Raw genomic sequence first — 23,538 nt, 5'->3', positions numbered from 1 at the left:
AGATGCTTCTCGTGCATGCAAATTGGCGATGGACGAGTGATCTTGATAGAGGGTCCGGGTCACACGTCAGGGGGAGGCCGGGGCACGCGATGGACACGTGCACGCGTTCACGAGCGCGGGACGCGAGCGCGGCGGTGGCCGTTCCGTGACCTGCGCCACATCGGTAACGGTCCCGGAACAACCGGGCTTGGCCAACTGTGGCAACCGATGGTAGGCGCGGGGCAATTCGGGCGTAATGATCAAAGACCGTGATCACAGCCCCATGACGGGCCGCCCTGATTGTCCGTTACGGCGTCAATGGGCGGCGTGCGACCGCGATTTCGTGGCCCGTTTGAACAACTGTGGCGGACCCCACGTTTCTTGAAGGTATGGAGGACCTCCTGGTACCGCTTGTACCCATGTCCCACACCGCTCACATACGCAGCCACCGGAAGCCCCGCCGCAGCGCGTCGACCATCGCGATGCGGGCCGGAGTGGCCGGTGGCGTCCTCAGCACCCTGGCAGTGGCCGGGGCGTCGGGTTCGGCCAACGCGGCCGAGCCGGTGACGCAGACCCTCGAACTGCCCACCCTGACGGCCGATCTGGCCAGCCAGGTCGCCCAGTCCGCCGACGCCACCCAGCAGGCGGCCGCCACCTACCAGCTCCAGGCCGAGCGCGACGCGGCCGCCGCCCACGCGGCCAAGGAGGCCAAGGCCGACCTCGCGCACGCCAAGAAGAAGGCCGAGGAGGCCAAGAAGAAGAAGGCCGCCGAGGAGGCCGCGCGCAAGCAGGAGGCCGCCGAGCGCGCCTCGCGCAGCACCGCGCGCGCCACCCTCACGTCCGCTTCCACCTCCACCTCCTCCTCGGACACCGGCTCCTCCGCGAGCACGGGCAGCGACAGCAGCAGCGCCGGCTCCAGCACCTCCAGCTCGTCCACGGCCACCGGCTCCGCCGCCGCGGTCGTCTCCTTCGTGCGGGCGCAGATCGGCGACGCGTACGTCTCCGGCGGCACCGGTCCGAGCTCGTGGGACTGCTCCGGTCTGGTGCAGGCCGCCTTCAAGCAGATCGGCGTCGACCTGCCCCGCGTCTCGCAGGACCAGTCGACCGCGGGCACCCAGGTCGGCCTGGACAGCCTCCAGCCGGGCGACATCCTGTACTGGGGCGGCGCGGGCAGCGCGTACCACGTGGGCGTCTACGTCGGCGACGGCATGTTCGTCGGCGCGCAGAACTCCTCCACGGGCGTCGTGGAGAAGCCCCTGTCGTACGACCCGCCGAGCGGTGCGGTGCGGGTGCTGTAGGGCACGCCGAGCATCATTCGCGCAGGGCCGCAGCCTTCAAGGGGCTGCGGCCCTTCGCGTTCTCCTGACAGGCTCGGCGCGGGCCGGTGGATCCGCCGGCCCGTGTCACGAGCCGAAGGAGAGCCCGTCATGCCCAGCGTCTTCGTCCAGGGGCGGCCCGTCGCCGCCCACCCCCCGCTCGCGCCCGAGGCCCTGCGCGGCCGGCTGCGGCGGGTCACCGAGGCCGGGGAGAGCGTCCTGCACAAGCCGTGCCGGGACGTCACCGAGTTCGGCCCCGACCTCGCCGCGCTCATCGACGACCTGTTCCGCACGATGTACGTCGCGGAGGGGGCGGGCCTGGCGGCCAATCAGGTCGGCGTCGATCTGCGGGTGTTCGTGTACGACTGCCTCGACGACGGCGGTGTCCGACATGTCGGGCACGTCGTCAACCCCGTCCTGGAGGACCTCGGCCCGGCCGGGCGCCGGCTCCTGGAGGAGGGCGAGGGGTGCCTCTCGGTGCCCGGCGCCGTCATGGACGTACCGCGCCCCGACCGGGCCGTCGTACGCGGCCTGGACCGGGAGAGCGCCCCGCTCCGCATCGAGGGCACCGGGTACTTCGCGCGCTGCCTCGCGCACGAGACCGACCACGTGAATGGGCACGTCTACCTGGACCGGCTCTCCGCGCGGGACCGGAAGGCGGCGCTGCGGCAGTCGGCGGCCCGGCGCGAGGAGGTGTTCGCGCGGCGGGCCGCCCGGGCCAGGGCGATGGAGGGGGCTTGATCAGGCCTTCGGGGCCACCTTGCTCAGGCCGTTGATGATGCGGTCCATCGCGTCGCCGCCCGTGGGGTCGGTGAGGTTGGCGAGCATCTTCAGGGTGAACTTCATCAGGACGGGGTGGGTGAGGCCGCGCTGGGTCGCGATCTGCATGACCTTCGGGTTGCCGATGAGCTTCACGAAGGCGCGGCCGAGCGTGTAGTAGCCGCCGTAGGTGTCCTTGAGCACGCGCGGGTAGCGCTGGAGCGCGATCTCGCGCTGGGCCGGCGTGGCCCGCGCGTGCGCCTGGACGATGACGTCGGCGGCGATCTGCCCGGATTCCATCGCGTAGGCGATGCCCTCGCCGTTGAACGGGTTGACGAGGCCGCCCGCGTCGCCGACCAGGAGCAGGCCCTTGGTGTAGTGCGGCTGGCGGTTGAAGGCCATGGGGAGGGCGGCGCCGCGGATCGGCCCCGTCATGTTCTCGGGGGTGTAGCCCCAGTCCTCGGGCATGGAGGCGCACCACGCCTTGAGCACCTCGCGCCAGTCCAGCTCCTTGAAGGAGTCGGAGGTGTTGAGGACGCCGAGGCCGACGTTGCTGGTGCCGTCGCCCATGCCGAAGATCCAGCCGTAGCCCGGGAGGAGCCGGTCCTGGGGGCCGCGCCGGTCCCACAGCTCCAGCCACGATTCCAGGTAGTCGTCGTCGTGGCGCGGGCTGGTGAAGTACGTGCGCACCGCGACGCCCATCGGGCGGTCCTCGCGGCGGTGCAGGCCCATGGCCAGGGAGAGGCGGGTGGAGTTGCCGTCGGCGGCCACGACCAGCGGCGCGTGGAAGGTGACCTCGCGCTTGTCCTCGCCCAGCTTGGCGTGGACGCCGGTGATGCGGCCGGTGCGCTCGTCGATGACGGGGGCGCCGACGTTGCAGCGCTCGTGCAGGCGGGCGCCGGCCTTCTGGGCCTGCCGGGCGAGCTGCTCGTCGAAGTCGTCGCGCTTGCGGACGAGGCCGTAGTCCGGGTACGAGGCGAGGTCGGGCCAGTCCAGCTGGAGGCGGGAGCCGCCGCCGATGATGCGCAGGCCCTTGTTGCGCAGCCAGCCGGCCTCTTCGGAGATGTCGATGCCCATGGACACGAGCTGCTTGGTCGCGCGCGGGGTGAGGCCGTCGCCGCAGACCTTCTCCCTCGGGAAGGCGGTCTTCTCCAGCAGGAGGACGTCGAGCCCTGCCTTGGCCAGGTAGTACGCGGTCGTGGAGCCGGCTGGCCCCGCGCCCACGACGATCACATCGGCGGAGTGGTCGGAGAGGGGCTCGGTCACGACGGGTTCTCCCCAGTTCGGAATGTTCGGGAATTGCGGGTGCTGACGGGCACGGGACATGGGCAGTCTATTCAGCGGCACCGACCACCCGGCTGAAGGGCTGCCCCATGGACCGAGTCCTCCCCGTCGTACGGCTGCGCGTCCCCACCGACGAGGACGCCGTCGCCTGGCACCGCGCCTTCGACCACCCCGACGTCATGGAGTTCCACGGCGGCCGCTCCGCCGAGCTGTCCGTCTACGAGGAGCTGACCGCCCGGCAGCGCCTGCACGACGCCCGGCACGGCTTCTGCCTCTGGACGGTCACGGACGAGGCGGACCGGGTGATCGGCTTCACCGGCGCGCAGCCGTGGCCGCAGGAGTGGGGGCCGCGCGGGGAGATCGAGATCGGCTGGCGGCTGGGGCGGGCCCACTGGGGGCGCGGGTACGTCACCGCTGCCGCCCGGGAGACGCTGGCGCGGGTGCGTGCCGCGGGCGTCGCGGGGGTGGTGGCGATGGTGGACGCGCGCAACGCCCGCTCCATCGCCGTCACGGAGCGGCTGGGGATGCGGCTGGCGGAGGTGTTCGCCGTGCCGACGTCGCAGCGGCAGGGGCACTGCTATCGGCTGGCGCTCTAGTCTCGGGCCGCTGCGCCAGGGGTGCCCGCCCAGGCGGTGAGCGCGCGTGTGCGTTCGGCCGCCTCGCCGGTCCGGCTCGTCCAGGCGACGTGGCCGTCGGGGCGCACCAGCACCTCGCTCACGCCCGCCAGTTCGGGGTGGTGGTCCCATCCGGTGACCGTCACGGCTTCGACGCGTCCGCCCCAGCCGGCCTCGACGGCGGGCGGGAGCGCCTCGTCCCCTTCGGTGAGCTTCAGCAGCACGAAACGGCCGCGGCCGGTCAGCTCGTAGACCCGCGTCGCGGACGACCCCGCGACGGTCAGGCCGATGTCCGGCATGCGTCGCCCCTCCAGCGGGTCGGCGTCCGGGCGGCGGGCGGGGTAGGCGGTGCCGAGGGCGGAGACCCGCGCGGCCAGGTTCCGGTTGACCTCGGCCATACCCAGGAATTCGTCGAGCATCGCGCGCAGCGCGGCGGCGGGCCGCTCGTACTGCGGGACGAGGGTCAGTTCCGCCAGCAGGGTCTGGACCTCGGTGTTCTCGACGACCGCCGCGCCCACCGGCCGGCGCTCGGCGTCGTAGCCGTCCAGCAGCCCGGGCGGCGCCCAGCCGTTGATCTCGGCCGCCAGCCTCCAGCCCAGGTTGGCGGCGTCCTGCAAGCCGGTGTTGAGGCCCTGTCCGGCCGCGGGGAAGTGGATGTGGGCGGCGTCGCCCGCCAGGAGGATCCGGCCCGCGCGGTAGCGCTCGGCGAGGCGGCTGGCGTTGCCGAAGCGGGACAGCCAGCGCGGTCCGCCGACACCGCAGTCGGAGCCGCAGAGGCCGGTCAGCGAGGTCCGGAACTCCTCCAGGGTCACGGGCTCGCCGGAGGGGACGCGCATCCGCGCGGGATCGAGGTAGACGAGCCGGGTGAACCCGTCCTCCAGCGGCGCGACCAGCACGCCTTTGGCCTGCGCGCGCTTGAGGCCCGGGTCGTCCCGGTCCACGGTCGCGAAGTCGCCGAGGACGCCGGTCAGCGTCTCGTCCGTCCCCGGGAAGCCGATCCCCGCGGCGGTGCGCACGAGGCTGCGCCCGCCGTCGCACCCCACCGCGTAGGCCGCCCGGAGGGTGCGCCGCCCGCCGGGGCCGCGTACGTCCACCTCGACGCCGTCGGAGTCCTGGCGGACGTCGACGGTCTCGTGCCCGCGCAGGATCTCCACGCCCAGTTCGCCGGCCCGTTCCGCCAGCAGGGCCTCGGTGCGGGCCTGGGCGATGAAGAGCGTGTAGGCGTGGCGGCTGTCGAGGGCGGCGAAGTCGAGCCGGGTCCTGAGCCCCGCGAAGTGCCAGCCCGGCACGGTGGTGCCGGCCGCGAGGAAGCGGGGGGCGAGGCCCCGCATGTCCAGCAGCTCGACGCTGCGGGGATGGAGCGTCAACGCCCGGGAGTCGCGCTGCGGTTCCGGGCGGCGCTCGACGACCAGCGGCCGGACGCCCGCCAGCGCCAGCTCGCAGGCGAGCATGAGGCCGGTCGGGCCCGCGCCGACGACGATCACATCGGTGGCCATGCCTGTCATGTCTGCCTCCGCATTAGTGAACAGCGTTCACGTGAACGCTGTTCACTATAATCACCGGCATGAGCGACGCGTCAACCTCTCCCCGTCCGGCCCGTGGTCGTCCGCCCCGCCTCGACCAGGCACGCACCATCGACACCGCGCTGGCGCTGCTGGACGACTCCGGCCTCGACGCGCTGACCATGCGGCGGCTGGCGGACGCGATGGGTGTGCAGGCCGGGGCGCTCTACCGGTACTTCCGGACCAAGGACGACCTGCTGGCCGCGATGGCCGAGCGGATGATGGCCGATGTCCGGGTCCCCGGGGCCGCCGCGGACTGGAACGATCGGCTCTCCGGCCTGGCCAGGGCCCTGCGGCAGGCCCTGCTGGCCCACCGCGACGGCGCCCGCGTCTTCGCCGGGACGCACTCCACCGGCCCGGGCACCCTGGGCTTCGCGGAGGCATGCGTCGGCGTCCTGCGCGACGCGGGATTCGGTGACGCGGACGCGGCGCGGGCCATGATGGCGGTGGTGCACTTCACCGTCGGGCACACCCTGGAGGAGCAGGCCGCGCTACGGCCGGACGGCGGCTTCCCGGCCGACCCGGAGGTGCTGCGCGAGGCGGTCACCTCCGGCGGGTACCCCCACCTCACGGCCGCCCTGCCCACGCTTGCCGAGCCGGACTACGCGCCCCACTTCGAGTTCGGCCTCGCCCTGCTCGTGACGGGGCTCGCGGCGCGGGTCAGTTCTTCTTGAAGCCCCGGTGCAGGGCGACGACGCCGCCGGTGAGGTTCCGCCACGCGACCTTCTGCCAGCCGGCGTCGCGGAGGCGCTCCGCGAGGGCGGGCTGGTCGGGCCAGGCGCGGATCGACTCCGCGAGGTAGACGTACGCGTCGGGGTTGGAGGAGACCGCGCGGGCCACGGGGGGCAGGGCGCGCATCAGGTACTCGGTGTAGACGGTGCGGAACGGGGTCCACGTGGGGTGCGAGAACTCGCAGATCACGACGCGGCCGCCGGGGCGGGTCACGCGGTGCATCTCCCTCAGCGCCGCGTCCGTGTCCTGCACGTTGCGCAGGCCGAAGCTGATCGTGACGGCGTCGAAGGTGTCGTCCTTGAACGGCAGCCGCGTCGCGTCCCCGGCCGTCATCGGCAGCCACGGCGTCTTCCTCTTGCCGACCCGCAGCATGCCCAGCGAGAAGTCGCACGGGACGACGTACGCGCCGCTGCGGGCGAAGGGCAGCGAGGAGGTCGCCGTGCCGGCCGCCAGGTCCAGGACCTTCTGCGCCGGGCGGGCGTCCACGGCTCTGGCGACCTCCTTGCGCCACACCCGGTCCTGGCCGAGCGACAGCACGTCGTTGGTCAGGTCGTACCGTTCCGCGACGTGGTCGAACATCGAGGCGACTTCGTGCGGCTGCTTGTTCAGGGAGGCGCGGGTCACGGGCCCATTGTTGCAGCAGCGGGTACGGCGCCTACAGCTCGCCCCGCGCTGCGGCCCCGACGAAGCGGGTGAAGGTGGCGGGGGTGAGGGTGAGGTGGCCGAGGGTGGGGTGCTTGGTGTCGCGGACGGCGATGCGGGAGGAGAGCGGCGCGTATTCGAGGCACTGACCCCCGGTGTCGCTGCTGTAGGAGGACTTGCGCCAGGCCACGCCGTTCAGGGGGGCGCACTCGATGCACTGCCCTCCGGTGTCCCCGCTGTACGACGACTTACGCCACTGGACGTCTGCCGGGATCAGCTTGGTGCCCATAACGCTCCTCCATCACGCTGGCGATCAGCGCCGCCGAGTCGTGCAGTGAGAGAGCGGCGGCTTGCAGGTGATCGTAACGGAGTGAACCTTCCTTGACGGCTTGCGGGTTGGCCGTCATGTGTCCCTGGACGAAGTCCTCGGTGTAGACGACGTCGGGGTCGTTGTCGAAGCGTAGGAGGTTGAAGGAGCCCGGCAGTCCGGCGTGCGCACCCGCTTCGAAGGGCAGCACTTGCAGCTTCACCCACTCGTGGGCCTGCGTCACCTTCAACAGGTGGGCCAGTTGGTCCCGCATGACCTTGTCGCCGCCGATTCGCTGGTGCAGCACTGTCTCGGTGAGGACGACCCAAGCCAGCGGCGGGTTGTCCCGACCGAGAGCACGCTGACGTTCGATGCGCGCCTCGACCAATGCGTCCAGGTTGCCCCCGTTCCGGACCCCGAGCACGGCGCGGGCGTAGTCCGGTGTCTGGAGCAGTCCGTCGACCAGCTGCGCCTGGAACGAGGAGATGTACGTCGCCTTCGCTTCCATCTCCGCATACGGCTGGAACCACGTGGGCAACTGGCTCCGCAGAACCAGGCCCCCCAACCGCGTGAACATCCCGTCGGTCCCCAGCGCCGCGTCCACCCGCGCCGAGAAATCCCTGGTCGGGACCTTGAGGGTCGTTTCCACCTGCCCGATCAACGACCCCGTACAGAACAGGATCTTCCCGAGGTCGGCCAGGGTGAGGCCCGCGGCCTCCCGTAACCGGCGCAGTTCCGCCCCGTAGTAGTCCAAGGGCGAGGCGCTGGGGTCGAGTTGCTTGAGGTTCGCCATAGCTGAGAGTAGGCACTCCACGCCAGCGCGTACCACCCCGTCACCGAAAGTCGTACTTACGCCCGCCGATACACGAGCCGCCCCTCCACCACCGTCACCACACAGCTCCCGTCCCCCGCGAGCACCGTGAAGTCCGCCCGCGCCCCCGGTATGAGTATCGGCGGCCCGTCCGCGACCAGCACCCCCGACCGCCGCACCGCGCGCTCGACCGGCACCCGCGTGAACGGCCCCGCCACGGACGTCACCCCGCGCCCGAGCATCCGCTGAAGCCCTCGCCGGGCACTGGCCCCCCACCGGGCGTCGGTCATCGGGACGGACCCGGCGTCCAGGGGATCGAGCCCCAGCTCGTCGGCCTCGCGCGGGTCGGGCCAGTACAGGGTCTCCAGGAGCCGCACGGCATCCGGCTCGAACCGCCCCGTGACCAGCGCCCCGTCCCACTCCCGTACCCGGGCCCGTTCCCCGTGCTCCGCGCGCAGCTCCTCGTACGGCCCGAGCGCGAGGACGTGGCCCCCGTCGACCACGACAGAGGCCGCGTCGTTCGCGAGCGGGCGGTGCAGCGTCAGCACAGCGGCCCCCGTCAGTTGGACGCCAGGAGCTTCAGCTCGGGGTGGGCCGTGCCACCCGTGATCGCGGTGGAGGAGATGTGGGACATCACGCGCTCGTCGACGGGGTCGTTCGCCGGGTCGTCGTGCACGACGAGGTGCTCGTACGTCGTGGCGCGCTGCGCCGGGACGCGGTCCGCCGAGCGGATGAGGTCGATGATCTCCTGGCGGTTGGAGCGGTGCTTGGCACCGGCCGAGGAGACGACGTTCTCCTCCAGCATGATCGAGCCGAGGTCGTCCGCGCCGTAGTGGAGGGAGAGCTGGCCGACCTCCTTGCCGGTGGTGAGCCAGGAGCCCTGGATGTGGGCGACGTTGTCGAGGAACACGCGCGCGATGGCGATCATGCGCAGGTACTCGAAGAGGGTGGCCTGGGTACGGCCCTTGAGGTGGTTGTTCTCGGGCTGGTACGTGTACGGGATGAAGGCGCGGAAGCCGCCCGTGCGGTCCTGGACGTCGCGGATCATGCGCAGGTGCTCGATGCGCTCGGCGTTGGTCTCGCCGGTGCCCATGAGCATGGTGGAGGTGGACTCGACGCCGAGCCCGTGCGCCGTCTCCATGATCTCCAGCCAGCGCTCGCCGGACTCCTTCAGCGGCGCGATGGCCTTGCGGGGCCGCTCGGGCAGCAGCTCGGCGCCCGCGCCCGCGAAGGAGTCGAGACCGGCCTGGTGGATGCGGGTGATGGCCTCCTCGACCGACACCTTCGAGATCCGGGCCATGTGCTCGACCTCGCTCGCCCCCAGGCTGTGGATGACGAGCTGCGGGAACGCCTGCTTGATGGCCGAGAAGTGCTTCTCGTAGTACTCCACGCCGTAGTCCGGGTGGTGGCCGCCCTGGAACATGATCTGCGTGCCGCCCAGCTCGACCGTCTCCGCGCAGCGGCGCAGGATGTCGTCGAGGTCGCGGGTCCAGCCCTTGTCGGTGTCCTTCGGCGCGGCGTAGAACGCGCAGAAGCGGCAGGCCGTGACGCAGACGTTCGTGTAGTTGATGTTGCGCTCGATGATGTACGTCGCGATGTGCTCGGTCCCGGCGTACCGGCGGCGCCGGATCGCGTCGGCGGCGGCGCCCAGCGCGTGCAGCGGGGCGTCCCGGTAGAGGTCGAGCGCCTCTTCGGGGGTGATCCGACCACCGGCGGCGGCGCGGTCGAGGATGGGCTGAAGGTCGGCCTTCTCGGTCACCGGCGTCCCTTTCGCAAGGTTCGTAAGGGTTGTGGACGGACGTGACCAGCGTACGCCAGGGGGTCGGCGCGGCTGATCTCAGGCCGCGTACGCCCCCACCAGCAGGCCAAGGAAGGCGCCGGCGATCAGGAACGGGCCGAACGGGATGGCCGTCTCGCGGGTCGCGCGGCGGGCGACGACCAGGACGCCGCCGTACAACGCGCCGAGCAGGAAGCCCGCGAAGGTGCCGAGGAGGAGGGTGGGCCAGCCGTACCAGGCGAGGGCGGCGCCCGCGGTGAGGGCCAGCTTCACGTCGCCGAAGCCCATGCCGGAGGGGTTGATGAGGAAGAGGACGAAGTAGCCGGCGGCGAGGGCTAGGGCGCCGAGGAGGGCGGTGGTCCAGGAGCCGGCGGGTTCGGGGAGGAGGGCGGCCACCCCGAGGAGGGTGAGGGTGGCGGCGGCCAGGGGGAGGGTCAGGGGGTCGGGGAGGCGGCGTACGCGCAGGTCGACGGTGGCCAGGAGGACGGCGGGGGGTGCGATCAGCAGCCAGGCGGCCAGTTCGGGGTGGGTGCCGGTGGCGGCGGCCAGGGCGGCGCAGACCAGGGCGGTGGCCGCCGCGAGGGGGGCGGCGGCGGGGCCGTAGCGCGTGCCGCAGTCGGGGCAGTACGCGCGGCCGAGCCAGCCGGAGATCGGGTGGCCTTTTGGGCAGGTGGTGCGCCACTCCTCCCCCGCCGGGGCGGCGAAGCGGTACGCGGCGCGGGGCAGCAGGGCGCCGGTCGCCGCGCCCCAGACGGCGGCGATGACGATGAGCGCGCTCTCGATGCTCATCCCGCCGCGGCGCCCCCGCGCCAGGTCGGCAGCAGCTCGTCGAGGAGTGCCTCGGTGCGGGGCGGCAGGCCGCGGGCGCCGCTGCGGGTGGTGAGGTCGGCGGCGAGGGCGCGGAGCCTCGCCTCGTCCTCGGTGGCGTGGGTGGCGCGGAGCAGCTCGTGCCAGAGGCGTTCGTCGGTGGGGGCGGTGCGCAGGGCCGCGTTCAGGGCCTCGATGGCCTTCTCGGCGCGGCCCTTCTCCAGGTGGAACTCCGAGAGCGCGAGGCCGGTGTCGGAGACGAGGAGCGGGAGCTGGGCGTCCACGATCTCGTGGGTGAGCCAGCGGTAGCGGCCCTCGGGGCGGTCGGCGAGCAGCGGGCCGCGTACCAGGACCAGGGCGTCGGTGAGGAGCCGTCCGCGTACCGCGCGGTTGTCGACGCCGCGGCCCTGCGTGGCCTCGTGATAGAGGGAGCGCAGCACGTCGAGGTCGGAGACGACGGTGCGGGCGAGGGTGAGGCGGCCGGTGGCGTCGGTGCCGAGGCGGGGGGTGCCGTCCGGGTCGGCGCCGAGCCAGGCCCGTAGGCGCTCGATCAGGGCGTCGCGTACGTCCTCGGTGACGCCTCGGGGCCAGAGCGCGGAGGCGAGGACACGGGGGTGGACGCCCTCCCGGTGGAGGAGGAGCAGGGCGAGGGCCTCGTGCAGCTGCTCGCTGCGGTCGTCCTCCGGGGCGTCCAGGCCGATGATCTCGTAGGAGCCGACGAGGCGGGCGTAGACCGCGGGGCGGCCCTGCTCGGTGACGTCGACCAGGAAGGGCGGGGTGTGGGGTGGCGTGCCGTCAGGCCCGCTGTGGGGGTCGGCGGCGGTGAACAGGTCGACCACGGACTGCCGTTGGGCGGCGGGGAGGGTCTGCGCGTCCAGCTCCAGGCCCAGCAGCGGGGCGAGGAGGCGGCCTTCGTCGGTGATCTCCATCTCCCAGGCCGCGCCGGGGAGTTCGGAGCCCTCGGTGCCGACCAGGTAGCCGATGCCGAGGCGGCTTGCGTCAGCGGCGAGTTCGGCGAGGCGCAGGGCCTCCTCGTCGGAGGGCTGGGCGGCGAGGAGGACGAGGTGCGGGGCCCACCGGGTGTGCCGGGCGGGGCCGGTGCGGCCGGTGAGGACGGAGTCGTGGCCGGCCGCGCCGAGCGCGCCGCGGCGCTGCCGGGTCTCGGCCTCCATCGTCTCGAAGAGGTCCTCGACGCCGTTGAGGTGGCGGAGGCGGTTGGGCGCCAGGGGCGTGAGGTCGTCGCCGAAGCCGACGAGGGTGATGGTCATGCGGTCCGACCAGCCGTTGGTGGCCAGTTCGGCGGCGACGGAGGCGAAGACCGCGGCCCGGTCCTCCGTGGCTCCGGCCAGGGAGACGATGCCGGGCACCGACTCCAGGTTGAGCAGCAGCCGGGAGTCGTCCATGGTGCCGAGGCTGACCAGGCCCGGGTAGGGGGCGGCCGTGTCGGTGTCCTCGACCGAGTCGGCGTCGGCGCGGGCCAGCATCCAGAAGGTCTGGTCCTGGCCGAGCTGCCAGGGGGCGGGGGGCTTGCCGGCGGGCTGGGCGAGCTGGAGGTGCAGGTCGCCGTTGCCGCTCAGCCAGGCCGCGTAGACGACGGGCAGCGCGCGGGACTCGCCGGCCAGGGCGGCGGCGAGGGCGCGCAGGGAGCGGTCGAGGCGGCGTACGCCGTCGGGGTCGGCGCCGACGAGCAGCGCGTCCTGGGCATCCTGGGCGTCGCCCTCGGGCGTGGCCGGCTCCATGCCGCGCCGGCCGCCGACGCCGGCGAGGGCCGACTGCCACAGGGCCTGGCGGCGGCGCCGGCCGAGGGCGCCGAGGAGGCCGGCGGCGAGGAGGGGGGCGGTGAGGAGGGCTTCGGGGAGGCCGAAGGCGGAGTCCGAGGCGGCGGGGGTGGCGGTGTCGTGGGCCTGCGGTGTGGCGGCGGGGGCTGGGGTGGGGGCGGGGCGCTGGTGGGGGACGGAGACGTCGGCGGTGTGGCCGCCGCCCTGGGCTTCTCGGTCGGCGGCGTGCCGCTCGTGGGCGTGCGCCCCGCTCCCGGACTTCGCGTAGTCCTGGATCTGCCCCTGCACCCGCTCCGACACGTTCGGCGTCGCGTCGGGCATCTCGACCAGGTCGCCGCCGCGCGCGTCGCCGGGCATCTCCATGATCCAGCCGGGCCGGATGAGGCTGGCCTCGGAGAGCCGGGAGCCGTCGGGCTGCACGCGGTCCTTGTTCAGCTCGTAGATCTCCTTGTACCGGCGTCCGTCGCCGAGGTGCCGGTCCGCTATCTCCCACAGGGAGTCGTGGTGGCGGCCCTCGGGCGGCTGGATGCGGTAGTACTTCGTCGCGCCCTCGCGGGTGGCGGCGGCGCCGTCGGCGTGGGGGGCGTGGGCGGCGGCCTGGGAGGCCTGTGCGGCGAGGGCGTTCGCGGCGACGGCGGTCGCCTGCTCCTGCTGCGGGGCGAAGAGGCCGGGGGTCTGCTGGGCGGCGGCGACGGCCGGCTTCTGGTTGCCCTCGAGGTTCTGCCCGAGCTGCGAGAGGCCCGGGGTGAGGCTCGCGGCCGTGGCGCCGACGAGCAGCAGGGCGGCGACGAGTTGGCGGGCCAGCACCTGACTGGCCCCGGCCCCGGGGACGTGTCCCGGCACGCCGACGCCGGACACGGCGGCCTTGACCTCGACGAGGACGCAGGCGGTGAACTGGGCCCAGGCGAACCAGACGATGACGGTGAGGATGTTCAGGAAGGTGTGGACGTCGATCTCACGCTGCAGCCAGTCGAGACTCGGCGCCCCACCGGGCAACGGCCACCCCGCCTGGCTGGCCAGCGCGAGCGGCACCCCGACGACCAGCCCCGCCAGCACCACGAAGGCGAGGAACGCCTTGACGACGTCCCCGAACGTCCGCCGCCGCACCCGCACCGGCTGCGGGGTCCGGTTCCTCGGAGCCGTCGAGCTGGACGAGCTGGAACGTGGGCGTCGCGGCATGGCGGGTGTCCTGGGTCGTGTGTGAAGGGGCGTCCGGGGGGTGTGCTGAGCCTACCGAGATCCTATGGACTGGCACCGACAAGGTCGAAGCGCCGGTCCATACCCGAGCCGAAGGAGCCGACCCCATGGCCAAGCTCTCGCCGGGCACCGTTCCGGATCCGTTCTCCCGGTCGCCCGGGATGCGGGTGCGGATCGGTGTCATGACGGACGGGCAGTGGGTCTGGCCGCTCGCCTGGTCGGACTACGTCCGGTATCACCGCGTATCGCCACCCGCCGACTTCGTCGCCCACATCGCCTCCCTGGACTTCAGGGCTCCGGAGATCGACGTCGAGCGCGCCATGGCACTCGCCGAGGCGGAGGGAATCCCGATGCCGACCGAGTAGTCGCCGAGCGTGGGTCAAAGTGCCGCTGCGGGGAGCCGGACTGTGCGGGCGAAGTCGTCCAGTGGGTCCATCACCGCCGCGATCACTTCCGGAGTCGACCGTCAGGTCGGAATCGCCCATGGATGTCCCTCCCCCGGTGACGTGTCCTGGGGCTTGAAGGTACCGTCCGCGGAGGAGCGAAAGTGATTGATGTCTGACGCCGGGGGGACCTAGGACCATGGGCAACGGCAAGAGCGACCTCTCGCTGCCGCTGACCGAACTCGAGAGCTACGGGCGCCGGCTGCGGTCGTTGAAGACCCGGCTCAACCACACCAAGAAGCTCTTCGAGTCCTACCAGGACGACATCGGCGACGGCAGTGTCAACGACGCCCTCGGCGACTTCGAGTCCAACTGGGAGGACGGCCGCGAGGACATCACGCAGCAGCTCGACGCGCTGGGGGACATGTCGGACGCGGTGGTCCGGGAGTTCAAGAAGCTGGACGACGACCTGACGAAGAAGGTCAACGACGCGGTGAGGACCGAGGACAAGCGGGGCGGCAAGAAGGCCGGCGGGGAGGCGTGACAGCCGGCTGCGTGCGTCCCGTCGGCTTCTTCACCGAGTTGAATCCGGGGTGGGGGCGGCTGCCCCGGTCCGGTTCGATCGGGTCCGCTGTGCGGGAGCTCGGGGAGCGGGACGAGGAGCTGTTGCTCGGGTATCTGCGGGGCGCGACCAGGCTCTGGTCCGAGATGGGCGCCGCGGACGACGTACTGGATCCGGAGGCGCCGGTGTTGGTCGGCGCCGGGTCGCTCTGCACGGACGGGACGTGGCTCTGGCGGGATGACCTGACGTACTACGTCGGGAGGTATCACGTGGCGCTGCCCGCCGAGTTCCTGGCGCACGTGCGGCGCCTCGATCACCGGCCGCCCGACGTCCCGTTCCGCAGATGCGCGGAGATCTGGGAGCGGGACCTCGGGCTCGGGAGCCTCGGCGTCAGCGGTTGACCGACTGGATCTCCTGGACCGTCACGTCCTGGCTCGCGCCGAACGTGCCGTCGGGGAGGGTGCCGCCCTCGCCTGTCGTGCTGGTCCACGAGATCTGCCAGGTGACGGTGGCCCGCAGGGGGTACGCGCCGGAGCGCAGGTACGTCACGCCGCAGGGCGGGGTGTCGTTCGCGCGGCCCAGCTGGTACGGGGCGCCGATGCCGCCGTCCGCGTTGATCGGGCAGTCGCCGGAGGCGGGGGTGGTCCGGGCGTCCGGGGTGCCGGGGTCGAGGTGGAGGGACTTCGGCTCGGCGGTCGTGGTGGCGGAGAGGCCCGTGCCGGGGAGGGAGGCGGTGACGGAGACCTTCTTGAACCTGGCCTTGTCCAGCCAGACCCAGGTGGGGAGGTTCACCTTCGTCTCGCCTGCGGGGGCGGTGGTGACCTCGGTGCCGGGGATGGGGAGTTCGTCGTAGGCGTACTCGGCGAGGACCTTCGGTGAGACGGCCAGGGGTTCGTCGGGGGTCTGGCCGTTGTTCACCCAGAAGGGGGGCTTGTCGCAGGACGACGCTTCCGGGTCGTCCTTGCGGTTCGGGTTGACGGCGGCTGCCCAGAACATGCCCTCGCCCTGCTTGTCGAGGTTGTAGTCCTTGTAGGGCTTCCCGTCCTTGTAGCGGGCGTCCAGCATGTCGCCGACGAGGTCGCCGATCCCGCCGATCAGCGGCAGGTCGCCGATGCCGCGCCACGTCTTGACCGTGGACTGGATCTCCTTCGGCGAGAAGGCGGGCTCGTACCAGCAGGCGGGCGGCGTCCAGTTGCCGTCCGCGGAGGAGAGGCTGCCGGTCTTGGCCGTGCCGCCGCCGCTGCCGCTGCCGTTGACTGTGGTTCGGACCTTGGTCTGCACGTACATCGTGCGGCCCTGGCGGCCGGCGTCCGCCGCCCTGCTCGGTCCGGCGGAGGAGCCTTTGTCCGCCCAGGCGCATGGTGGGCTCTGGAGGGTGAGCAGTGCTGTGGTGGCCGCGGTCAGAGCCGCCGCTCCAGTGGCCCGGTTCACGGCTGGCACACCTCGCTGCCGCGCTCGGAGGAACTCATGGTGGTCTGCCAGACGCCCGCCTTGTTCTTCCTCAGCCGTTCGTTGTAGAAGACGTACGAGTTCTTGCTCACCGGCGTCACGTCGACCTTCCCCGTCTTGATGTCCTTGGTGAAGCCCTTGGACTCGTCGGCGCAGTAGGTCAGGCCGGCCGAGCCGTCCTTGCTGAAGGCCACCTTGCGATCGAAGTAACGCACGGTGCCTGTCACCGTGTTGCCATCCTTGACGAAGCCGCCGACCCACTCGACGGACGCCAGGTATGAAGCGTCCTTGCTGTAGAACGACAATGCCTCGGACTTGGGGTTCTGGTCGTCGATGGCCTCGTCGATGGCACGCAGATACTCGGCGTTGTCCCTCAGCACGGCATTCGTCCGGGAGTCACCCGTCGTCTCCGGGTCGAAGACCATGATGTCGCCCGCCGGGAGCTTCACCCTCGGCCGGTCGATCCCGTCCGCCGGGGCCGTGGGGGTCGGCGAGGCCGACGGTGTCGTGGAAGTGTCGGCCCCCTCGATCACATCCTTGTCCGACGAGCCGTCGGAGGAGCCGCCGCAGGCGGACAGGAACAGGGTGGCCGTGGTCAGCAGGGCGGCGGCCGTGGTCGTGCGGGTGCGCATGGGTGTGGTACCTCCGTGGTGGGGGGATGGGAACTGTGCGTGGGGGCAGCGGCGCGTCAGCCGACCTCGTTCTCCGCCACCGCTCTGCCCCGCACCACCACGTCGCCCCCGTAGAACGCCCCCGTGAACACCGGCGCGTACGTGAGCTGGACCTCCACCTGGACCCGGCCCGCGTCCGCCGCCACGCAGTGCGTCGCGGCGATGTCGGGGCCGGCCATGTGCATCTCGGCGGCGAAGGCCTTGACCCTCGCGTCGCAGTTCTCGTAGTTGATGGGGGCGGGGCCGCCGACGTCGTCGTAGAGGGCCTCGCGGTCGATGTCCTGGGCGGCGTAGCGGGCCGCCTGTTCGGCGATGTCGGCGGCGCGTTCGCGCTTGGAGACCGACATGCCGCCGTCGATGACGAAGGCGGAGAGGGCGAGGAAGACCAGCGCGAAGACGATGACCGCGCCGGCGCCCGAGCCGCGGTCGTCCAGGCGGGTGCGCCGGTCGGCGAGCCAGGCGCGTACGGAGGGCCTCACACGGTCCTCCGGTACGGGTCCAGGGGGCTGCTGAAGGTGGACGAGAGGGTCGTCGGGATGTTCAGGCCGATCATCGACAGGCCCCGGACCTCGCAGCTGACCTCGACCGTGAACAGCGTGTCAGGCTCGAAGCCGGCGCTCTTCTGGACCACCGAGACCGGGCCGGAGCAGACGTCCGCCAGGTCGGCCGACGCGGCCCGCTTCGCCTCGGCGACGGCCGTGTCGTGGTCCTTCTGGATGGAGCCCGCGCGGGCCGCGTCCCGGGCGGCGCCGTCCAACGCGCCGTGTCCGTCGACCAGTTGGCCGAAGGCGACCAGGACCAGGATGAAGAGGATCATCACCGGGGCCAGGATGACCACCTCGACGGTGGACAGGCCGCGGTCGTCCCGCGGAGGCAGCAGGGGGGCGCGCATCTAGTTGCCGGCCTCCTGCACGAAGCGTTCCACCGGGCCCATCGACTGCGCGTGCACGGTGAGGTCCAGGCCCGGGAAGACCGTCGGGATGCGCGCCGTGATCTCCACGCCGACCGTGTCCGGCTCCGGCTGGAGCGTCTTCACGTCGGGAGACAGGACGAGTTGGGGGCCGAGCTGGCTGATGTAGCTGTCCACCACGTCGCGTGCCTCGCCCCGCCAGCCGCCCGGCTGGTCGTGCGCCGTCGCACGGGCCTTGCGGGCGCCGGCCTGGGCCGCCGCCTGGGCGACGTGGTCGGCGAAGAAGTAGAGGCCGAACTGCACCGTTGCGAAGATCATGAAGAACAGGACCGGGGTGAGCAGGACGAACTCGATCGCGGTCATGCCGGAGTCGCCGCGCGTGGCGGCCGCTTCCAGCCGACGGCGCGTCCACTCCCGCAGTGCGCGCACCACTGACACCCCCGTACGTATCCGACCGGTCAGCAGGTGCCGTCCGCGTCCGCGCCCTCGATGCAGTCGCCGACCTTGGTGGCGCCGCCCTTGAGGGCGGCGTTGATGATGGCGGCGACCACGCCGACGATCGCCACGACGACCGCCGAGATGATGACCCACTCGACGGCCGAGGCGCCGCGGTCCAGTTCACCGGAGCGGGCGCGCGCGACACGCCCCTGGAGGAAGGTGACCAGGAAGTCGACGGCCGGAATGCCGGTGGTGAAGTTGCGCTCGTTCATGGTGAGTTGTCCTTTCGTGTCGGTACTGGGCGTTCGTATCGGCTGAGTCACACCTGGAACACCCGCATCGCCGCCGGATAGATCAGGAACACCAGGAACCCCGCGCACAGCAGCAGCTGCGCGACGAGCATCGACTGGGACTTCTCGCCCGCGCTGCCCTCGATCTCGGACAGCTCGCGGTGCCGCATGGTCTCCGCGCGGGACGCGAGGGACTCGCGGACCTTCGCCCCGTCGTCCGCGACCAGCGCGAGCGAGGCCGACAGGTCCTTCAGCTCCTCCACGCCCAGGTCCTCACCGAGCTGGCCCAGGGCCTGCCACTGGCTGACGCCGGTGATGCGCGCGTCGGCGAGGGCGCTGCGGATGCGCTGCGTCGCCCAGCCGTCGGAGACCTCGGCCGCCGCCATCAGCGCCTCGGGCAGGCCGCGCCCGCCGGCCAGGCTCATGGAGACCAGGTCCAGGTACGCCCCGATCACGCGCCGCAGGTCGCGCCGCTTGTCGGCGGCGTCCCGGCGGACCTCCAGGTCGGGCAGGAAGAAGAAGACGAGCGCGCAGGCCAGGGCCAGCCAGACCGGGATGAGCGGGCTGCGGTTGAACCCGAGGGCGAGGACGATGGCGAAGAGGAACGGGCCGAAGAACAGCCCGGCCGCGCCAAGGAGCACCTTGGTCGCGAGGAAGCTCTCCCAACTGCGGCCGAGCACCGCCAGGTCCGCGCGCAGCGAGCGCTGCTCCCAGCCCTGCTGGAGGTAGACGTCGGCGACGCGGGCGCCGACCTGGGCGCGCAGCGAGCCGAGGCGGCCGGAGTCCTTGGCGGCGCCGGGCGACTCGTACGCCGTCCCGCGCGCCCGCATCGCGTCGATCCGCGCGACCTGCTGGAGCGCGCTGCGCCTGCTGGGCATGAGGGCGCGGATCAGGGCGTAGACGCCCAGGCCGAGGACCGCGCCGACCAGGACGGGCATCGTCAGGCTCATCGGCGTACTCCCTCCTCCTGGGGCTGGTGCTGTGCCCCCTGCTGACCGGGCTGACCGGGGGTGCGGGGGCGGACGAACTGGACGTCGGAGCCGTCCCGTACGAGGAAGCGCTCGGGCGTCTCGATGGTGGAGAGCTTGCGCAGCCACCAGAAGCCCAGCGCGAACAGGCCGCACACCAGGGCCAGGACGAGCTGGCCGACGGGTGAGCCGTACGGCTCCACGAAGTCCCGGTTGAAGACGGAGAGTCCGAGGACGAAGAGCACCGAGACGGCGACGACGATCTGCACCGAGCGCCGGGTCGATGCGCGCTGCGCCATCACGCGTTGGCGCATGTCGACCTCCTCGCGCGCCGACTTGGCGAGCGCGCCGAGGACTTGGCGCAAACCCGGGCCGCGCAGGCGGGCGTTGAGGATGAGCGCCGCGACGATGATGTCCGCTGACGCGTCGTCGATCTCGTCGGCGAGGTGCTGGAGCCCGTCGGGCAGCGGCGTGCGCGAGCGCAGCCGGTCGACGAGGGCGTCCAGGTGGGGGCGGAGCACGGGCGCGGCGGCGCGGGCCGAGGCCGGGATGGCCTGCTCCAGGCCGACCGCGCCGGCGATGGTGTCCCGCAGCGACTCCGTCCAGGAGGCGAGGGCCTCCACGCGGCGCATGGCGGCGCGTTCCTCGGCGGCGCCGCCGAAGAGGCGGTCCCAGAAGAAGACGAGGATGCCGGCCGCGATGCCGAGGACCGCCCAGCGGGTGAGGAGGAGCACGGCGAGGCCGACCAGGGCGGCGAGCGAGCCGCGCCGGCCGACGAAGCGGATCAGCTCGTTCGCCCGCTCGCCGGCCTTCTGCTTCTCGTGGTCCGGCTTGGCGGGCAGGCCGCGTACGGCGACGAGGAGCAGCGCGAGGCCACCGCCCACGGCGATGCCGCAGGCGATGGAGTAGAGGACGGTGGTGGAGAAGAGGCCGCCCATGGAGCCGAGCGAGTCGAGCGCGGCGAGCTGCGCGTGCCGGCTTGGGTTCTTCACCGGGTCACCCCCACGTTCCATTGGGACGGTAGCCGTGCGCGATCAGTTCCTCCAGGCAGGCGATGGGGGCGTGCGGGACGATCCGGCCGTCGGGGGTCTCGGCGAACACCTCGCTGGACAGCACCCGTCCGTCGACGCCGTTGACCTCGCGGACCGAGGTGACCGAGCGCTGGAGCCGGCCGCCGCTCTGGAAGGCGTTGCGCCGCTGGATGAAGACGACGAAGTTGACGGCGCCGGCCACCAGCATCTGGCTGGCCTCGATGGGGAGGCGCTCGGCGGCCTGGAGGGCGTAGGTGGAGATGCGGTTGAAGACCTCGTGCGAGCTGTTGGCGTGGATCGTGGAAAGCGAGCCGTCGTTGCCCTGGGACATCGCGTTGAGCATCGTCACGATCTCGTCGCCGAGCACCTCGCCGACGATGACGCGCGAGGGGTTCATGCGCAGCGAGCGGCGGACCAGTTCCGCCATGCTGATGGTGCCCTGGCCCTCGGAGTTGGGCAGCCGCTCCTCGAACGCGACGACGTTCGGGTGGAGTTCGGCGAAGGTGTCGAGGCCGAGCTCGAGGGCGCGTTCGACGGTGATGAGGCGTTCGTGCGGGGGTATCTCGTTGGCGAGGGCCCGCAGCAGGGTGGTCTTGCCGGCGTTGGTGGCGCCGGCGATCATGACGTTCTTGCGGGCGCGGACCGCGCAGGCCAGGAAGTGGCCGAGTTCCGGGGTGAGGGTGCCGTTGCCGACCAGGTCGGAGATGAAGACCTTGCCCATGCGGGCGCGGCGGATGGAGAGCGCGGGGCGTCTGGTGACGTCCATGACCGCGGAGAGGCGGGAGCCGTCGGGCAGGCGCAGGTCGAGCTGGGGGTTGGCGGAGTCGAAGGGGCGGGAGGACAGGCCCGAGTAGGCGCCGAGGATCTGGATCAGCTCGATGAGCTCCTCGTCGGTCTCGGCGACCGGCTCGGCGCGCGTCTCGCGTCCGTCGGCGTACCCGACGAAGACCTGGTCGCATCCGTTGATGTCGATGTTCTCGACCTCGGGGTCGTCCAGCAGCGGTTGCAGCCGCCCCACGCCGAAGAGCGCGGCGTGCACGGCGGCGGCGTACTGCTCCTCCGTCTCCGCGTCCAGCGGGGTACGGCCGGCGTTGATGTCGGCGCGGGCGTACTCCTCGAGGATCTGCGCGATGACGGCGCGGGCGTACTGCCGCTCGTCCTCCGTCGACATCGGGGTGACGCCGCTGACCTGGTCCTGGCGCCGCTGCTCGGCGATGCGGTCGCCGGCCTCCTGCCGGAACCGCTTGACCAACTGGTGGTCGACTGCGGTCATCGCCCGGCTCCGGCGGCGTGCCCGTGGGCCTGCGGGGGTGCCGTCCAGGCGGCGCCGAACTGCTGGTGCAGGTCGGAGGCGACCTTGCGGGCCGAGCGGATGAGCAGCGACTTCTCCAGCCGGCCGCGGCGGCGTCCCGCCAACTGCTCGGCGCCGGCCGGGTCGTCGGCGAGGGTGCCGACCACGCGGGCGCCGGTCTGGGCGTGCACCAGCATGTCGTTGACCTGGCCGGCGAGCTTGGCCGCGCTGCCGGACTCGGCGACGAGGACGACGCCGATCAGCGGCGTGCCGAGGCTCGCGGCTCCGCGGGGGCCGCCGTGCAGGCGGTTGGTGAGGGCGGCGGCGCGGTCGCGGACGCGGGCGATGGCCTCGGGTTCGGTGCGGGAGACCAGCAGGACGAGGGAGGCGTGCGGGAACAGCTCCACGGCGGGGGTGTCGCCGCTGATCCGTCCGCAGTCGGCGATGACGTCGGCGGGGGCGTCCGGGGAGTCGGCGAGCGTGGCGAAGGCCCGGCCGAGGGTGGGCCAGAGCCCGGCGAGCCCGGCGGCCTGCTCGGCGATCCCGAGCCCGACGAGGACGTCGAGCCCACCGCTCAACGGCTGCACGTGGTCCCAGAGTTGATCAGGCACGAGCCCGCGCCGCGCGGTGGCGGCTATCGAGAGCATGCCTGTGTTGGGGTTCAGGGGCCCGCCGTGCGCGGCGGCGGACCGGTACACCAGGTCGCCGCCGGCCGGGTCGGCCTCGGCGAGCAGCACGCGGCGCGGCCAGACCGCCGCGAGGGCGACGGCCGCGGTGGTGACGCCGGGCGACCCCTTGTCGGCGGCGAGGGCGATGAGGGCCATGGCTGGTCGCTGCCTACTCGCCGGGGACGCGCACGAGGGCGACCTCGCCGGCGGAGGCGGCGGAGGCGAGGGCGGCGGAGGCGGCCTCGTCGACGAGGAGGGTGACGGACTTGCTGCCGGTGCTGACGGTGGCGTCGCTGTCCTCCGCCACGCGCTCGACGCGGGCGTTGTCGACCAGGGCTCCGCCGGAGGAGGGGGAGGTCGACTTGTCGGGGGTGCTGGAGGCGTTGGTTCCGACGCGGTAGGCGGTGACGGCGTCGCCGGCCTTGATGTCCGCGTAGTACTGGCCCTCCTTGAGGGCGAGGCCGACGGTGGCCTTGCCGGCGGGGAGCTGCTGCTTGCCGGCGAACATCTGGCCGACGAGGACCGTGCCGCTGTAGAGCGACGACCTGGCCTTCAGCTTCATCAGGCCCTCGCGCTGCGACCAGGGCACGAAGGAGGCGCCGGAGTCGTCGTTCACCATGACGGACTTGATGTTGTTCTTGGTGATGGAGTCACCGGCCCTGACGTCACCGGTCAGCTGGATGACCTCCACCCGGTCCCCGACCCGCAGGACGAGCATCGTCGCCCCGAGCGCGCCCACCAGGATCAGCAGCACGGCCAGCGCGGCCAGCGCGGGTTTGCGCTCGCGAGGAGGACTCGGAAGCCGGTCACCGACCGGCGCCTGACCCGGAGCCGCGGAACGTCCCGCGCCCGCCCCCGTACGCTCCTGGATCTTCACGCAACCGCTCCCCGTACGTCCAAGACATTGCCTGCAAGTGCGCGGCGTGGACCGCACGATCGGACACTCCACCGGCGGGCCCTGCCCGGGTGGACCGGGTAGCCAGCGCTGGGGGGAGTGTCAAGCCATGGCACCGTATCAGCCGCACATAAGCCCCTCAAGACGAGACCGGCCTCACGCATCGCCACGCCGACACCGTTACGCATCCGCAATGTCGCACCGTCGGCGCCCCTTTGACGAAGAGGGCACGGCGGATCGACTCAACTGTGCGGTTGCGAATTCCCCGCGACCGTGCGGGAGGGCCAGCACGGAACTCCTCGTCACGGGGCGCGCACGATGCCCGCACCATTCACTCACATAGGAGAGGTTCGTCCAGGCCGACTTCTCCGGCCGAGTGACGCATCTCGCCGTAGCGGGCTGGCGACCATGTGGATA

At 72.2% G+C, this 23,538-nt stretch carries 27 protein-coding genes; 7 read left to right on the top strand and 20 right to left on the bottom strand.

Annotated features, from left to right (window positions below):
* The first annotated feature begins 398 nt into the window (after positions 1-398).
* Both ACGFZL_RS06545 and def read left to right on the top strand, forming a co-directional pair.
* Positions 399-1,277, top strand: a complete 879-nt coding sequence (locus ACGFZL_RS06545) for a C40 family peptidase (RefSeq protein ID WP_393689834.1) — start codon at positions 399-401, stop codon at positions 1,275-1,277.
* A gap of 129 nt (positions 1,278-1,406) precedes the next feature.
* On the top strand, positions 1,407-2,036 hold the full coding sequence (gene def, locus ACGFZL_RS06540) for a peptide deformylase (RefSeq protein WP_393689832.1): 630 nt from the start codon (positions 1,407-1,409) through the stop codon (positions 2,034-2,036).
* Here def and ACGFZL_RS06535 read toward each other — a convergent pair whose 3' ends face one another.
* Positions 2,037-3,320: a geranylgeranyl reductase family protein gene (locus ACGFZL_RS06535; RefSeq protein WP_355167419.1), complete on the bottom strand. Its 1,284-nt coding sequence runs from the start codon at positions 3,318-3,320 to the stop codon at positions 2,037-2,039.
* A gap of 107 nt (positions 3,321-3,427) precedes the next feature.
* On the opposite strand from ACGFZL_RS06535, the gene ACGFZL_RS06530 reads away from it, so the two are divergent.
* Complete coding sequence (locus ACGFZL_RS06530; protein ID WP_355167417.1) at positions 3,428-3,934, top strand: GNAT family N-acetyltransferase; 507 nt, start codon at positions 3,428-3,430, stop codon at positions 3,932-3,934.
* Here ACGFZL_RS06530 and ACGFZL_RS06525 read toward each other — a convergent pair.
* Positions 3,931-5,448, bottom strand: a complete 1,518-nt coding sequence (locus tag ACGFZL_RS06525; protein WP_393690185.1) for a monooxygenase — start codon at positions 5,446-5,448, stop codon at positions 3,931-3,933. The genes ACGFZL_RS06530 and ACGFZL_RS06525 overlap by 4 nt on opposite strands.
* A gap of 68 nt (positions 5,449-5,516) precedes the next feature.
* Between ACGFZL_RS06525 and ACGFZL_RS06520 the strand changes: the two genes are divergently transcribed.
* Positions 5,517-6,188 carry a TetR/AcrR family transcriptional regulator gene (locus tag ACGFZL_RS06520; RefSeq protein ID WP_393689829.1) on the top strand — a complete coding sequence of 224 codons (672 nt, stop codon included), beginning with the start codon at positions 5,517-5,519 and terminating at the stop codon, positions 6,186-6,188.
* On the opposite strand, the gene ACGFZL_RS06515 is transcribed toward ACGFZL_RS06520, so the two are convergent.
* The 7 genes from ACGFZL_RS06515 to ACGFZL_RS06485 form a co-directional block, all read right to left on the bottom strand.
* A complete protein-coding gene (locus ACGFZL_RS06515; protein ID WP_393689827.1) occupies positions 6,175-6,870 on the bottom strand; it encodes a demethylmenaquinone methyltransferase in 696 nt (231 codons plus the stop codon). The genes ACGFZL_RS06520 and ACGFZL_RS06515 overlap by 14 nt on opposite strands.
* Before the next feature lie 31 nt (positions 6,871-6,901).
* On the bottom strand, positions 6,902-7,177 hold the full coding sequence (locus tag ACGFZL_RS06510) for a DUF397 domain-containing protein (RefSeq protein ID WP_393689825.1): 276 nt from the start codon (positions 7,175-7,177) through the stop codon (positions 6,902-6,904).
* Positions 7,137-7,988, bottom strand: a complete 852-nt coding sequence (locus tag ACGFZL_RS06505; RefSeq protein ID WP_393689823.1) for a helix-turn-helix domain-containing protein — start codon at positions 7,986-7,988, stop codon at positions 7,137-7,139. Before ACGFZL_RS06505 ends, ACGFZL_RS06510 begins: the two co-directional genes overlap by 41 nt.
* A gap of 56 nt (positions 7,989-8,044) precedes the next feature.
* Positions 8,045-8,554, bottom strand: coding sequence for an imidazolonepropionase-like domain-containing protein (locus ACGFZL_RS06500; protein WP_393689821.1), 510 nt, complete (start codon positions 8,552-8,554; stop codon positions 8,045-8,047).
* An 11-nt stretch (positions 8,555-8,565) separates the two neighbouring features.
* Positions 8,566-9,765: a cyclic dehypoxanthinyl futalosine synthase gene (gene mqnC / locus ACGFZL_RS06495; protein WP_355167405.1), complete on the bottom strand. Its 1,200-nt coding sequence runs from the start codon at positions 9,763-9,765 to the stop codon at positions 8,566-8,568.
* Between the two features lie 78 nt (positions 9,766-9,843).
* Positions 9,844-10,572 carry a prepilin peptidase gene (locus ACGFZL_RS06490; RefSeq protein WP_393689819.1) on the bottom strand — a complete coding sequence of 243 codons (729 nt, stop codon included), beginning with the start codon at positions 10,570-10,572 and terminating at the stop codon, positions 9,844-9,846.
* Positions 10,569-13,547, bottom strand: a complete 2,979-nt coding sequence (locus tag ACGFZL_RS06485; protein ID WP_393689817.1) for a BTAD domain-containing putative transcriptional regulator — start codon at positions 13,545-13,547, stop codon at positions 10,569-10,571. Before ACGFZL_RS06485 ends, ACGFZL_RS06490 begins: the two co-directional genes overlap by 4 nt.
* 125 nt (positions 13,548-13,672) lie before the next feature.
* On the opposite strand from ACGFZL_RS06485, the gene ACGFZL_RS06480 reads away from it, so the two are divergent.
* The 3 genes from ACGFZL_RS06480 (at position 13,673) to ACGFZL_RS06470 (ending at position 14,911) form a co-directional block, all read left to right on the top strand.
* Complete coding sequence (locus tag ACGFZL_RS06480) at positions 13,673-13,930, top strand: hypothetical protein (RefSeq protein WP_393689815.1); 258 nt, start codon at positions 13,673-13,675, stop codon at positions 13,928-13,930.
* A gap of 217 nt (positions 13,931-14,147) precedes the next feature.
* Complete coding sequence (locus tag ACGFZL_RS06475) at positions 14,148-14,492, top strand: hypothetical protein (RefSeq protein ID WP_393689813.1); 345 nt, start codon at positions 14,148-14,150, stop codon at positions 14,490-14,492.
* A gap of 89 nt (positions 14,493-14,581) precedes the next feature.
* Positions 14,582-14,911 carry a hypothetical protein gene (locus ACGFZL_RS06470; protein WP_393689811.1) on the top strand — a complete coding sequence of 110 codons (330 nt, stop codon included), beginning with the start codon at positions 14,582-14,584 and terminating at the stop codon, positions 14,909-14,911.
* On the opposite strand, the gene ACGFZL_RS06465 is transcribed toward ACGFZL_RS06470, so the two are convergent.
* From ACGFZL_RS06465 to ACGFZL_RS06415, 11 genes are all read right to left on the bottom strand, one after another.
* Complete coding sequence (locus ACGFZL_RS06465) at positions 14,901-15,941, bottom strand: hypothetical protein (RefSeq protein ID WP_393689809.1); 1,041 nt, start codon at positions 15,939-15,941, stop codon at positions 14,901-14,903. The two genes, ACGFZL_RS06470 and ACGFZL_RS06465, sit on opposite strands and share 11 nt — an antisense overlap.
* A complete protein-coding gene (locus ACGFZL_RS06460) occupies positions 15,938-16,591 on the bottom strand; it encodes a hypothetical protein (protein WP_393689807.1) in 654 nt (217 codons plus the stop codon). The genes ACGFZL_RS06465 and ACGFZL_RS06460 overlap by 4 nt, the downstream gene beginning before the upstream one ends.
* Positions 16,592-16,647: 56 nt before the next feature.
* A complete protein-coding gene (locus tag ACGFZL_RS06455; RefSeq protein WP_393689805.1) occupies positions 16,648-17,109 on the bottom strand; it encodes a pilus assembly protein TadG-related protein in 462 nt (153 codons plus the stop codon).
* Entirely contained in the window at positions 17,106-17,522 is a 417-nt protein-coding gene (locus ACGFZL_RS06450; RefSeq protein ID WP_393689803.1) for a TadE/TadG family type IV pilus assembly protein, read from the bottom strand. The genes ACGFZL_RS06455 and ACGFZL_RS06450 overlap by 4 nt, the downstream gene beginning before the upstream one ends.
* Positions 17,523-17,903: a TadE family protein gene (locus ACGFZL_RS06445; RefSeq protein ID WP_393690184.1), complete on the bottom strand. Its 381-nt coding sequence runs from the start codon at positions 17,901-17,903 to the stop codon at positions 17,523-17,525.
* A 95-nt stretch (positions 17,904-17,998) separates the two neighbouring features.
* Positions 17,999-18,250 (bottom strand): hypothetical protein, encoded by a 252-nt coding sequence (locus ACGFZL_RS06440; protein WP_355167389.1) that lies wholly within the window; start codon positions 18,248-18,250, stop codon positions 17,999-18,001.
* Between the two features lie 47 nt (positions 18,251-18,297).
* The gene (locus ACGFZL_RS06435) at positions 18,298-19,218 is read right to left on the bottom strand and encodes a type II secretion system F family protein (RefSeq protein WP_393689801.1); all 921 of its coding nucleotides are present in this window, start codon (positions 19,216-19,218) and stop codon (positions 18,298-18,300) included.
* Complete coding sequence (locus ACGFZL_RS06430; protein WP_393690183.1) at positions 19,215-20,174, bottom strand: type II secretion system F family protein; 960 nt, start codon at positions 20,172-20,174, stop codon at positions 19,215-19,217. The genes ACGFZL_RS06435 and ACGFZL_RS06430 overlap by 4 nt, the downstream gene beginning before the upstream one ends.
* Before the next feature lie 58 nt (positions 20,175-20,232).
* Positions 20,233-21,540, bottom strand: coding sequence for a CpaF family protein (locus tag ACGFZL_RS06425; protein ID WP_393689799.1), 1,308 nt, complete (start codon positions 21,538-21,540; stop codon positions 20,233-20,235).
* Positions 21,537-22,382, bottom strand: a complete 846-nt coding sequence (locus ACGFZL_RS06420) for a hypothetical protein (protein ID WP_355167383.1) — start codon at positions 22,380-22,382, stop codon at positions 21,537-21,539. The genes ACGFZL_RS06425 and ACGFZL_RS06420 overlap by 4 nt, the downstream gene beginning before the upstream one ends.
* A gap of 13 nt (positions 22,383-22,395) precedes the next feature.
* On the bottom strand, positions 22,396-23,103 hold the full coding sequence (locus ACGFZL_RS06415) for a hypothetical protein (RefSeq protein WP_393689796.1): 708 nt from the start codon (positions 23,101-23,103) through the stop codon (positions 22,396-22,398).
* Positions 23,104-23,538 lie beyond the last annotated feature (435 nt).

The organism is Streptomyces sp. NPDC048182 (assembly GCF_043202555.1).
GTDB lineage: Bacteria > Actinomycetota > Actinomycetes > Streptomycetales > Streptomycetaceae > Streptomyces.
Note: the sequence above shows the minus strand (reverse complement) of the source record. Positions and strands in the feature narration are given on the sequence as shown.